Genomic DNA, 12,306 nt, shown 5'->3' with positions numbered 1-12,306 from the left:
CATGTTATTAGGCGTTATTGCAGACGACTTTACTGGTGCGACAGATATCGCGGGTTTCCTTGTTGAAAACGGTATGCGCACTATCCAATTAAATGGCATTCCTACTGGTGATTTTGAGGTTGCAGCGGATGCGGTCGTGATCAGCCTTAAATCACGTTCTTGCCCCGTTGATGAAGCTATTACCGACTCCGTTGCCGGGCTTAAATGGCTACAAGCACAAGGTTGCCAACAGTTTTACTTCAAATATTGCTCCACTTTCGACAGTACGGCTGAGGGCAATATTGGGCCTGTCACTGATGCGCTTTTAGCGGAACTTGGGGAATCATTTACGATGGTTTGCCCTGCATTGCCAGTAAATGGTCGTACGGTTTACAACGGTCACTTGTTTGTTTTTGGTGAGTTGCTCTGTGATTCAGGTATGCGTTATCACCCTGTTACACCAATGACGGATTCAAGTGTGGTTCGAATAATGGACGCACAGTCAGCAGGTGTTTCCGGTTTAGTTAACTTTCAAACGATTGAACAGGGCTCTGATGCTGTTACCGCTCGTCTTAACGAACTCAAAGCTCAAGGTAGTCGCTACGCCGTGGTAGACGCATTTAATGCAGAGCACTTGGTGACGTTAGGTCAAGCGGCTAAATCTCTGAAACTAATCACAGGTGGCTCAGGCCTAGCTGCTGGTATTGCTAAAAATTGGACGAAACATCTTGCTGACCAAAGTGATGCAAAACATGCAGGTAGCCCAGTCAAAGCACCAACGGTTGTATTCTCTGGTTCTTGTTCAGTGATGACTAACCAACAAGTTGCGCTATACAAACAGCTTGCTCCTCACTTTGCTATCGATGTGAAGGCTTGCTTAACCAATGATCAATACGCCAATGAAGTATTCGATTGGGTGATGACTCATATTCAAAGTGAATTTGCACCGTTGGTATACGCGACGGCTGAAGCAACGGCACTAAAAGCTATTCAAGAAGAGTATGGCGCGCATGCCTCTAGTTATGCGGTTGAACAGTTCTTTAGCCAGCTAGCGATTAAGTTGCAGCAGAACGGAGTGAAGAACTTCATTGTCGCTGGTGGTGAAACCTCTGGTGTAGTGACCCAAAGCTTGGCTGTGAAAGGTTTTCATATTGGCCCTCAAATCGCACCAGGTGTGCCTTGGGTGAGGTCGGTTGAAGGTGATCTTTCATTGGCACTTAAATCTGGCAACTTTGGTGATGAAAACTTCTTCGCTAAAGCTCAATCATTCTTTTCATAAGCGAGATTCAAATGAGTAAAGTTTTGATGAACGAGCAGCAGTTAAGAGAGCAAATGGTCACGCTCGCTCGTTCAATGTTCGAACGAGGTTACGCCACTGGTGGTGCAGGTAACCTGTCTATCAAATTACCTAATGGGCATTTTCTAGCAACACCAACAGGCTCTTCATTTGGTCGCCTTGTCGCTGAGGAATTGTCGGTTGTTGATATCGATGGCAACCACATCTCAGGTAAGAAGCCTTCTAAAGAAGCGGCATTCCACTTAGCGATTTATAGAAATAATGCAGAATGCAATGCGATTGTTCATTTGCATTCTACTTACCTTACCGCGTTGTCTTGCCTTGAAGGGTTGGATCGTAATAACGCGATTAAGGCTTTCACACCGTATTTCGTGATGCGAATTGGTGAGTTACCAGTGATTCCTTACCTACGTCCGGGTGACCCACAAATCGCTGAAGAGTTGGCAAAACGAGCAGGTGATTATCGAGCATTTTTGTTAGCAAACCACGGCCCAGTAGTAACAGGCACTGACTTTGTTGATGCCGTTGATAACGCTGAAGAGCTAGAAGAGACCGCCAAATTAGCATTCTTATTGAAAGGGAATGATATCCGTTACCTAACGGACGAAGAAGTGATGGATTTAAAAGGGAGAGGCAAATAATGGCTAAGTTCGCAGCAAACTTAACGATGTTATTCACAGAAGTACCATTTCTAGAGCGTTTTGAAAAAGCACACCAAGCCGGTTTCAAAGCTGTTGAATACCTATTCCCTTATGCATTTGAGGCCGAAGAGCTTGCAGCAAAAATGCAGAGATTTGGTTTTGAACAGGTGCTGTTCAACCTGCCTCCAGGTGATTGGGACGCAGGCGAACGTGGCTTTGCAGCGATTCCTGGCCGTGAAGATGAGTTTAAAGCCAGTGTTGATACCGCACTTATGTACGCCAAAGCGCTGAACTGCAAGAAAGTTCACGCGATGTCGGGTCTGCATGATGCGAAGTTCACGAGACAGCAACACGTTGAAACCTTTATCTCAAATATTCGTTTTGCCGCAGATAAGTTTGCTGAGCATAACATCGAATTGATGATTGAACCGCTAAATAGCCGTGATGTTCCTAATTACTTTGTTGCTCATCAACGTGACGCTGTCGAACTGATTAAGTTGGTCGATAGGCCAAATGTAAAGCTGCAACTCGACCTTTATCACGCGCAAATCATGGATGGTGATTTAAGTACTTTGATTCATGAGGTTGCTGCTTATACCAGTCATATCCAAATTGCTTCTGTACCAGAAAGGCATGAACCATCGGAAGGCGAACTGAACTACTCACACTTGTTTAGTGTTTTGGATGATTCAGGTTACCAAGGTTGGATTGGTTGTGAATATAACCCAAGAGGCACGACAGAAGAGGGGCTTGGCTGGGTAAAAAGTTATTTATAGCGCGGTGTGAATGGCGTTTATATGTAACGAACCATAAAAGTAAAAGCTGATTTAGATAACACGGCTTACAGGTAAGCCAACACATAACGATAAAGTGCAATAGGTGATCCCGATATCACCTATATGCACCACCCTACAATTTTCATAAAAATGAAGAAAGAGACAAAAGGAATATAAAAATGGATGGAGCACTGATAGGCATCGTAATTGGCATCTTAGCCATGATGGGTATGATTATTAAAACGAGAATCCCAGTCGCACTTGCTATGGTTATTGCAAGTATCATCATGGGTCTTTTTGCGGGTATGGCGCCAACAGAGTTGATTGATGCAATTAAAGCTGGTTTTGGTGGCGTGCTTGGTGGTATTGGTTTGATCATCGCATTCGGCGTTATCATGGGCGCGTGTTTCGAACGCTCTGGAGCCGCTGTTCGAATGGCAAAAACGTTTGTAAAGCTGTGTGGTAAAGGTCGTGAAGACTTAGCACTAGGTTTTACAGGGGTGCTTGTCGCCATCCCAGTTTTCTGTGACTCTGCGTACATCATTTTGCATTCTCTTGTTCGCGCAATTTCACGTGATACGGGTAAGTCAGCGGTTGGCCTTGGTGTAACTCTAGCGCTTGGCTTGCTTATCACTCACGCACTTGTGCCACCAACACCGGGTCCAGTTGCTGTGGCTGGAATTCTGGGTGTAGATCTAGGTGAATACATGTTATGGGGTTTGATGGTTTCTATCCCTATGATGCTTCTTTCTATGATTTATATTCGCCGAGTAGGTAACGAGTACTACCGCGTACCAAACGGTGAGACATGGATTACTAACCAAGCTGATTGGGCAAACCTTGAGAAAGTAAAAGAAACAGATGACAGAGAGCTACCAAGTAACTTTTTATCATTCGGTCCAATTCTGCTGCCAATCGCATTCATCCTAATCAACACGCTTGTTGGTCAAGGTGACACTGCAGTGCACAACGTTATTTCGTTGATTGGTAACCCAGTGGTTGCTGTTGGTATCGGTGTTCTTATGGCGCTATACGGTCTTACTCGTCATATTGAGCGCAAAGACATGGTTAGCTCTATGGATGATGCTCTGTCTACTACAGGTCTAATTCTTGTGGTAACTGGCTGTGGTGGCGCAATGGGTGCAGTACTTAAAGCATCAGGTGCTGGCCCTCAAGTAGCCGAAGCTATCGCGAGCAGCGGTATTCCACCTCTACTTGTACCACTAGCAATTGCTTCAATGCTTCGTCTAATCCAAGGTTCAGCAACGGCATCAATGATGGTTGCAGCAACGATGACGCTGCCATTGGTTGAAACGTTAGGTCTAGACCCAGTATTCGTAGCACTTGCATGTGCGGTAGGTCCGGTTGGCTTCTCTCATTTGAACGATTCATACTTCCACATCATTAACCGTACGTTAGGTATTACTGAACTTGCTGATCAAATTAAGATCTGGTCTGTGTCTTCAACTATCGCATGGGCGATTGGTGCAAGCATCATCATGATTCTAAACTTAGTGTTTGGTAAAGGCGGTACGTTGATCGACCCACTGATTCCAATTGCGGTTCTAGGTGCTGTATTCGTGTGGCTAAAAAGCAAAGAGAAATCACAAGTAAAGACAGCCGTTACTAACTAATACTACTTACCTTTATATGCTGCCCCTATTAAGTGATTAGCTTGCTGATCTTCAATAGGGGCATTTTTGGATCGGGCACTCATCAAAATTACTAATCTTTTGGATCTCTCAGTATGAAAATTGTTATTGCACCAGACTCGTTTAAAGAATCTCTATCGGCTGTATCTGTGGCGGCGTGTATTGAAAAGGGCTTTCGTGAAATCTTCCCAGACGCTGAATACGTAACATTGCCTTTGGCTGATGGTGGTGAAGGGACTGTGGATGTATTGCTCCAAGGGCTTGTTGGTGAAAAGCGACATAGGCAAGTCGAAGGGCCGTTAGGGCAACAAGTTAATGCTGAATGGGCGATGCTTGAGTCATCCAATAGCAACCCGAACAAAACGGCACTGGTTGAAATTGCTGCTGCATCGGGTTTGGACTTGTTGAAACCAGAGCAGCGTGATCCATTGATTGCTTCTTCATTCGGAACGGGGCAATTGATTTTGGAGGCGATAGAGCAGGGCGCTCAAACGATTATTCTTGGATTGGGTGGCAGTGCAACTAATGATGGCGGTGCAGGTATTGTTCAAGCATTAGGTGGGACACTGTTAGATAATGCAGGGCAAGAGCTTAACCGAGGTGGCGTTGCACTAGCTGATTTATCATCGATTGATCTTACGGGTTTAGATTCACGCTATGCTGATATCGAGTTAATTGTGGCGTGCGATGTCGATAATCCGTTGTGTGGTGATAACGGTGCTAGCCATATATTCGGCCCACAAAAAGGCGCAAGCCCAGAACAAGTTGTGATGCTTGATAAGGCGCTTGAGAATTTTGCTCAAGTAGTTGAATCGCAAGGTTGTGTTCGTGGGGATGATCCCGTTCACAAGCGTACTGGTTATGGCGCGGCTGGTGGTGCTCCAATGGGGCTTGGTTTGTTGTTTAACATGCAGATTAAACCGGGTATTGAGATGGTGCTTGATGTTTTGCAAGCCGATGAAGTATTGAAAGGCGCAGATCTTGTGATTACCGGTGAAGGGCAAATGGACAATCAAACTCTGCAAGGAAAAACACCTTATGGCATTGCCAAACGTGCGAGCTTACAGGGCATTCCAACCATAGGAATTGCCGGATCTTTAGGCACCGAAGTAGAAGCGCTTTACGGCGAAATGAGCAGCTTGTTTGGAACTGTAAGATCGCCACAAACTTTAGAAAAAGTATTACAAGAGGCGGAGCTTAACTTAACAAGAACGGCAAGAAATATCGCAGCGACTTTACGGTTAGGTCACAAAATATCTCAAAAATAGTGGCTTCTACGAGGTAGGCTGCGCCTAGCTTTGGTTTTCTGCGTGTTGTAAGTTCATGATTATTATATTGTAAATATTATTGTCAATATTGAATGATTATGATTATGATTTAGATCATTAATTTGATAGGTTTTATCCATGATAACGATAAATACAAACGATTATATTTTACTTTAGCCCAGGCGTATTCTATATCCTTAATTACTGCGTGGTTTTGTGTGATGAATAGCCACCATTCAGAAGTAAAGATGCAACAAAGATGGTGCATCTAAAAGGTAATAAGGAATAGATGATGAGTAAAAAATTAACTACAGCTGCGGGTTGTCCTGTTGCTCATAACCAGAATGTCCAAACTGCGGGTAAACGCGGTCCTCAACTTCTTCAAGATGTTTGGTTTTTAGAAAAAATGGCGCATTTTGATCGTGAGGTGATTCCAGAGCGTCGTATGCACGCGAAAGGTTCAGGGGCTTACGGCACTTTCACTGTGACTCACGATATTACTCAATACACCAAAGCTAAACTATTCTCTGAAATCGGTAAAAAGACGGATCTGTTTGCACGATTTACAACGGTAGCGGGCGAACGTGGCGCAGCGGACGCGGAGCGTGATATTCGCGGTTTCGCGTTGAAGTTTTATACTGAAGAAGGCAACTGGGATATGGTGGGTAACAACACGCCAGTATTCTTCCTTCGTGATCCTCTTAAGTTCCCAGACTTAAACCACGCCGTTAAACGTGACCCTCGCACTAACATGCGCAGCGCGAAGAACAACTGGGATTTCTGGACTTCTTTACCTGAAGCACTTCACCAAATTACTATCGTGATGAGTGATCGCGGTATCCCTGCGACTTACCGCCACATGCATGGTTTCGGCAGTCACACGTTCAGCTTCATCAATGCTGACAACGAACGTTTCTGGGTTAAATTCCACTTCAAATCTCAGCAAGGTATTAAGAACTTGTCTGACGAAGAAGCGGCACAAGTGATCGGTGATGATCGTGAAAGCCACCAACGCGATTTGCTAGACAGCATCGATAACCAAGATTTCCCGAAATGGACGTTGAAAGTTCAAATTATGCCAGAAGCTGATGCGGCAACGGTTCCTTACAACCCATTCGACTTAACTAAGATTTGGCCTCACGCTGATTACCCATTAATTGAAGTGGGCGAATTTGAGCTAAACCGTAACCCACAAAACTTCTTCGCTGAAGTTGAGCAGTCAGCATTCAACCCGGCGAACGTGGTTCCAGGTATCAGCTTCTCGCCAGACAAGATGCTACAAGGCCGTCTGTTTGCTTACGGCGATGCACAACGTTACCGTTTGGGTGTTAACCATCAGCACATTCCAGTGAATGCTCCTCGTTGCCCAGTACACAGCTACCACCGTGATGGCGCGATGCGTGTCGATGGTAACTTCGGTGGCACACTAGGTTATGAGCCAAACAACGAAGGTCAGTGGGCAGAGCAGCCAGATTTCGCTGAACCAGCACTGAACCTAGATGGCGCAGCAGCACACTGGGATCACCGCGAAGATGAAGATTACTTCTCGCAACCGGGTGACTTGTTCCGCCTAATGACACCAGAGAAGCAAGCGATTCTGTTTGATAACACTGCTCGTAACCTAGGCGGCGTACCAAAAGAGATTCAATTGCGTCACCTAAGACACTGTTACAAAGCTGACCCTGCATACGGTGAAGGCATTGGTAAACTGCTTGAAATCGATGAGAGCGAATTTAAGTCGTAATCAATCATCTTGATTCGTTAATTGAAAGGCCGTTGAGTGAATTACTCGATGGCCTTTTTTGATCTCGCTGAATATCAAGCAACCCTAAGCCATTGAAAAATTTAATAATCCACATTGATAGTTTTTACCTATCGAATTGATAAATCTATCCCATTATCTTTGTAAGAGTGATGGGATTATTCTACGACTATCAGTTTATAAAGTAGAAGAGTTTGAGATGAATAAGAGCGCATTAATCGTTGAAGGTGGAGCAATGAGAGGTATTTTTGCTGCCGGAGTTTTAGACGCCTTCATGCAAGACGATTTCCGTCCTTATGATTTTGCCATCGGCGTATCTGCAGGTGTGTCGAATCTGGTTGGCTACTTATCTCATGCACCAAAACGCAGTTATGATGTGATCACCACGATGGCGACGGATAAAACTTTCTTTAATCCTGCTCGCTTTGCCAAAGGCGGTAACTTGGTAGATGTTAAATGGTTATGGAACGAATCCAATCAACGTTATCCGCTCGATTGTGGTGAGTTGTTTTCAAGTATCCCACTCATTGCTGCTGTCACAAATGTCGATACGGGCAGTGCAGACTACTACCATATTAAGCCAGAAAACCTTTCTAACGTGGTGGAAGCGACCACCGCTTTACCTATCGCTTACCGTGAAACTCCGTGTTTCTCTGGTGGCTGTTATACCGATGGCGGTGTAGCCGATTCGATTCCGGTTCGTGAAGCATATCGCCGTGGCGCACGCGATATTACCGTGATTCTGTCTCACCCATTGAGCTACCGAATGAAGCCTCAAAAGCACCAATGGATGCTGAAGAAACTATTAAAGAAATTCCCAAATATTGCTGAATCGATGGCGGTGCGTGCTGAAAACTACAACCAGTCTCTGGAGTTCATTCGTAACCCACCCAAAGATGCGACCATTAAAGTGATAGCGCCGCCAGAAGCGTTCGCAGTAAAGCGTTTAACTATGGATCAAAGTACTCTTAATGCAGGTTATGAGATGGGCATTAAAGCGGGTGAAGAGCACCTTGCCATTCGAAAAGGCGTGTATGGTTTAGACACCGAAGATTGTCATTTCTGCGTCTAGGAACGGTTTTAGAATACTGAATAAACGACGAAGCCACGCTGTTCACTTCAGAATAGCGTGGCTTTGTATCTGTAGACCTAGTTTGTTTTTAACTCAGCCTGCTGTTAACTCAATCTGTTATTAAACGAGTTCGTTGCCGCTGGTGTTGCCAGCAAAGAAAGCATCAACACTGGTGAGTGTTATGTTCGCGATATTGAACAGAGCATCTTTGGTTAAGAAAGCTTGGTGACCTGTGAACAGCACGTTGTGACAAGCAGATAGACGGCGGAACACATCATCGACAATCACGGCATTTGATTTGTCTTGGAAGAACAGCTCTTTCTCGTTGTCATACACATCAAGACCAAGTGCGCCAATCTTACTCTGTTTAAGCGCTTCGATAGCAGCTGTGGAATCCAGTAGTTCACCACGGCTGGTGTTGACAATCATCACGCCGTCTTTCATCTTCTCAAACGCAGTCGCATCTAATAGGTGGTAGTTCTCTTTACTCATTGGGCAGTGTAGAGAAATCACATCAGACTCTTGGTAAAGTTCGTCGAGTTCAACGTATTTAGCGCCTAACTCAACAGCTAACGGGTTTGGATATGGGTCATAGCATAGGATATTCATGCCTAAACCCTTCAGAATTCGCATCGTCGCTAGGCCAATCTTACCCGAGCCAATCATACCGACCGTTTTACCGTGGAAGTTAAAGCCAACTAACCCCTCAAGAGAGAAGTTCGCATCACGAGTACGCTGATACGCTTTGTGCAGCTTGCGGTTTAAACACATCATCATGCCGACCGTATGTTCTGCTACTGACTCTGGTGAATAAGCAGGAACGCGTACCACTTGCAAGCCAAACTCTTTGGCTGCGTCTAGGTCGACCTTGTCAAAGCCCGCACAGCGCATCGCGATTAACTTGGTGCCGCCTTGAGCAAGAATCTCTAACGCGTCTCGCGATAGGTCATCGTTTACAAACGCACAAACCACTTCGTTGTCGTGCGCCATTTTTGCTGTTGTTGTGGTGAGTCGAAAATCGTGAAAATGAAACTCAGCGTTGAGTTCGCCTTTTGCCAGTTCGAATGATTTTTCGTCGTATGATTTTGAGCTAAAAAAAGCAATGTTGAGCATGGCTTCCTCTCTTACCTAAAATATAAATAACCCACTAATTCATTCTCTGAAACGGGATTAAAACAAGGGCATGTTGACCTTTCGCGGTTAAGTTTTGTTCGAGATAAAATCGTTTTAATCGCGACGAGAGGTTTGCCGCCTAATCATTCTAAGCAAAACCCTCTCAACAAAGAGTAAAACGATTTTAGCCGAACCCTTCGGGCAGTGTTTGTGGTTCCTTTCTACAGCGTTATCGAATTCTCATGTAGGCGAGCTACACGTCGAATTCTCTGCCTTGTATAAATAACCCACAAACGGCTGCAAAAATCAGCTCGATAGGTCAACATGCCCTACAACTCTGTTCAGAGTGCTAGAGTTTTTTTCTCTTGTCTATCACCATTAGTCATTGTAATTGCTATGGTTATTTGATCTTTTGTCTTCACTTATTGAACATTAAAAATCACATTACGAGGTTGCTTGCTTATAAGTTCATCAATATTGAATGAATATTACTTTCGGGTGTGGAACGTTGAATTTTCCAGTGTGACGGAATACGTAAATGACTCATATAAAACCTCTTCTCTAACTGTTCTTTGAAAGTTGTGCTTCTGTCTAACGAGTGGCGGTTGTTATTTACCAGTAGTTCTCACTGCTGAATTGACCGGGTTTTCTGCGTAAGTGCTTTTCGAAACCTAAGCTAGTTAGCGCTTCGCTTGTGTCACGAACCATTTGCGGATTGCCGCAAAGGTAGAAAAAACTGCGGGTTTGATTGAAAGCGACAGACGCGGCTTGCTCGAGGTCGCCTCCAAGTAACAAATTTGGGATTCGTCCGCGCAAAGTTCCGGTAACTGATTCTCTAGAAATAATTGGCACATATTTAAGTCTCCCTTGAAAGTGATTAACGAGTTGAGTGATACGATCTCGATAAGTCAGGTCTTGCTCTGTTCTTACAGCATGCACTAGAACCAGATTCTTGAATGAAGAGGCTTTGTCTGAAGCCAACTCATTTTGCTGTATCTGCATGCTCTCAAGTATTGAGATAAATGGGCCTACCGCGGTTCCGGTTGAAAGCATCCATAGATCGTCGGCGATCTCTGGGATCTCATCTAAGGTCATAAAGCCACTTGGGTCTTTGCCGACAAAGATGTCATCGCCCATCTTCAACTCATGAAGTTGAGGTGAAAGCTGACCGTTCTGATCCTTAATAATCAAAAATTCCAGATGTTGATGACCTTGTTCGTGCTCTGGCGCGTTCACCATCGAATAGGCGCGTCTTACGAACTCATCCTCACTGTTAAGTAAGCCAAGTTTCGTGAACTGACCTGCCTGATAAGAAGAGACAGGTGCACTAACCTGGAGTGAGAACAATTGATCTGTCCATTCTGTTTTGTTTAGGACTTTGCCTGTAACTAAACCATGAGGAATATCTGTCATATCATCCACCTTTAAGAAGAGAAGTTATCTCATTAAGGATACTCAACTATTTACACTTTAGAGTTGCATGTATCACGCCAATAATGAGAATGCTTATCAATACTGATTGAAGGTTAATTATTGGGTCGAATGTTGTCAAAAAGACAATATACTATTTGAGTCCAAATGACTCGTGCATGTGTTTTGGTTTCGTTTTAATAGACTTTAGCTGGTTGAACATCGTTAACATAGGTTGAGTGGTTTGACCCCTAGGATATTCAATCAATTACTGAAGAGAATAATTTATAGATGCGTATAATGGCGGCTTTCGTTCTCAATATAACTGTGTTTTATGCTTGATAATCTTCGTATGGCCTTGAACGTATTGTTCGTGACCATTAATACTGCATTCACCGCATTGGCTGTGAGCCTGTTTGCCCTAATCAAACTTATTTTGCCAATTTCTGTCGTTCAAAAATCATGCACTCGCTTAGCTAACTTCACATTCTGGTGTTGGGCTTCTCTTAATTTATGGATGTTGAACGCCAATAACGATATCGAATGGCAAGTGGAAGGGGGGGAAGATATTTCGACCAAGCAGTGGTATTTGATGATGTCTAACCACCTAAGCTGGGCAGATATTGTGATTTTGTCTTCAATCCTAAAAGACAAAATGCCGATGACGAAGTACTTCTTGAAACATGAATTGTTGTACGTACCATTTGTTGGCTTGGCCTGCTGGGGCTTAGATATGCCATTCATGAGACGCCACTCTCGTGAGTTCCTATTACGCAACCCAGAACGCCGTAATGATGATTTTAATGCAATCAATAAAGCGTGTACTAAGTTCAAATTAGCACCGACAACATTGGTCAATTTTGTTGAAGGGACTCGTGCAAACCACGAGAAACTGGCGTCAGCAAAGACCCCTTATCGCCACTTATTGAAGCCGAAAACTGGGGGCGTGGCATTTGCTTTATCTGCAATGGGCCCAATTTTGGATGGCATCGTGGATGTGACCTTAGCTTACCCTGAAAACCAAACCTCTCCGTTTGAAGATATGCTGAAGGGCAAAATGACTAAGGTCGTTGTGCGTATTAAATTGCATCCAATGGATGAGAACGTGAACGGTAATTACTTTGAAGATAAGGCTTTTAAACGTCGCTTCCACAATTGGTTGAACAGCACGTGGAAAGAGAAAGACGTCTACCTTGATACGGTTTATGGGGTTGATAAGCCTTCTGAGGTAGAGACAGTTGACGAGCCTGATGTGGCTTATAAGAAACAAGAACAGTAAGCTAAAACTGAATCGATAGCATTAATAAAGCCGATAGCTCATTGAACTATCGGCTTT

General features: G+C 44.2%; 10 protein-coding genes and 1 pseudogene. 8 read left to right on the top strand and 3 right to left on the bottom strand.

Annotated elements, in window-relative coordinates; all coding sequences use genetic code 11:
- Window position 1: 1 nt before the first annotated feature.
- The 7 genes from otnK (at window position 2) to AB4558_RS14700 (ending at window position 8,447) form a co-directional block, all read left to right on the top strand.
- On the top strand, window positions 2-1,258 hold the full coding sequence (otnK, locus tag AB4558_RS14730) for a 3-oxo-tetronate kinase (protein WP_372158888.1): 1,257 nt from the start codon (window positions 2-4) through the stop codon (window positions 1,256-1,258).
- 11 nt (window positions 1,259-1,269) lie between these two features.
- Complete coding sequence (locus AB4558_RS14725; protein WP_171349682.1) at window positions 1,270-1,917, top strand: aldolase; 648 nt, start codon at window positions 1,270-1,272, stop codon at window positions 1,915-1,917.
- Window positions 1,917-2,693 (top strand): 2-oxo-tetronate isomerase, encoded by a 777-nt coding sequence (otnI, locus tag AB4558_RS14720; protein WP_372111706.1) that lies wholly within the window; start codon window positions 1,917-1,919, stop codon window positions 2,691-2,693. Before AB4558_RS14725 ends, otnI begins: the two co-directional genes overlap by 1 nt.
- Before the next feature lie 179 nt (window positions 2,694-2,872).
- Window positions 2,873-4,327, top strand: a complete 1,455-nt coding sequence (locus AB4558_RS14715; RefSeq protein ID WP_372111704.1) for a GntP family permease — start codon at window positions 2,873-2,875, stop codon at window positions 4,325-4,327.
- 113 nt (window positions 4,328-4,440) lie between these two features.
- On the top strand, window positions 4,441-5,613 hold the full coding sequence (locus AB4558_RS14710) for a glycerate kinase (RefSeq protein WP_372111702.1): 1,173 nt from the start codon (window positions 4,441-4,443) through the stop codon (window positions 5,611-5,613).
- Window positions 5,614-5,905: 292 nt separating this feature from the next.
- Complete coding sequence (locus AB4558_RS14705) at window positions 5,906-7,357, top strand: catalase (protein WP_372111699.1); 1,452 nt, start codon at window positions 5,906-5,908, stop codon at window positions 7,355-7,357.
- Between the two features lie 217 nt (window positions 7,358-7,574).
- On the top strand, window positions 7,575-8,447 hold the full coding sequence (locus tag AB4558_RS14700) for a patatin family protein (protein WP_017063996.1): 873 nt from the start codon (window positions 7,575-7,577) through the stop codon (window positions 8,445-8,447).
- Window positions 8,448-8,567: 120 nt separating this feature from the next.
- On the opposite strand, the gene AB4558_RS14695 is transcribed toward AB4558_RS14700, so the two are convergent.
- The 3 genes and pseudogenes from AB4558_RS14695 to AB4558_RS14685 all read right to left on the bottom strand — a co-directional run bounded on the left by AB4558_RS14695 (window position 8,568) and on the right by AB4558_RS14685 (window position 10,973).
- Window positions 8,568-9,560 (bottom strand): 2-hydroxyacid dehydrogenase, encoded by a 993-nt coding sequence (locus tag AB4558_RS14695; RefSeq protein ID WP_372158887.1) that lies wholly within the window; start codon window positions 9,558-9,560, stop codon window positions 8,568-8,570.
- A gap of 466 nt (window positions 9,561-10,026) precedes the next feature.
- Window positions 10,027-10,107, bottom strand: a pseudogene (locus AB4558_RS14690) (cytoplasmic protein); the annotation flags it as partial.
- A 65-nt stretch (window positions 10,108-10,172) separates the two neighbouring features.
- Complete coding sequence (locus tag AB4558_RS14685) at window positions 10,173-10,973, bottom strand: ferredoxin--NADP reductase (RefSeq protein WP_017058858.1); 801 nt, start codon at window positions 10,971-10,973, stop codon at window positions 10,173-10,175.
- 331 nt (window positions 10,974-11,304) lie between these two features.
- Between AB4558_RS14685 and AB4558_RS14680 the strand changes: the two genes are divergently transcribed.
- Window positions 11,305-12,249 (top strand): acyltransferase, encoded by a 945-nt coding sequence (locus AB4558_RS14680; RefSeq protein WP_017063993.1) that lies wholly within the window; start codon window positions 11,305-11,307, stop codon window positions 12,247-12,249.
- The last annotated feature ends 57 nt before the right edge of the window (window positions 12,250-12,306 follow it).

Source organism: Vibrio sp. 10N.222.51.C5 (assembly GCF_041474575.1).
GTDB classification, from domain to species: Bacteria; Pseudomonadota; Gammaproteobacteria; order Enterobacterales; family Vibrionaceae; genus Vibrio; species Vibrio crassostreae_C.
Note: the sequence above shows the minus strand (reverse complement) of the source record. Positions and strands in the feature narration are given on the sequence as shown.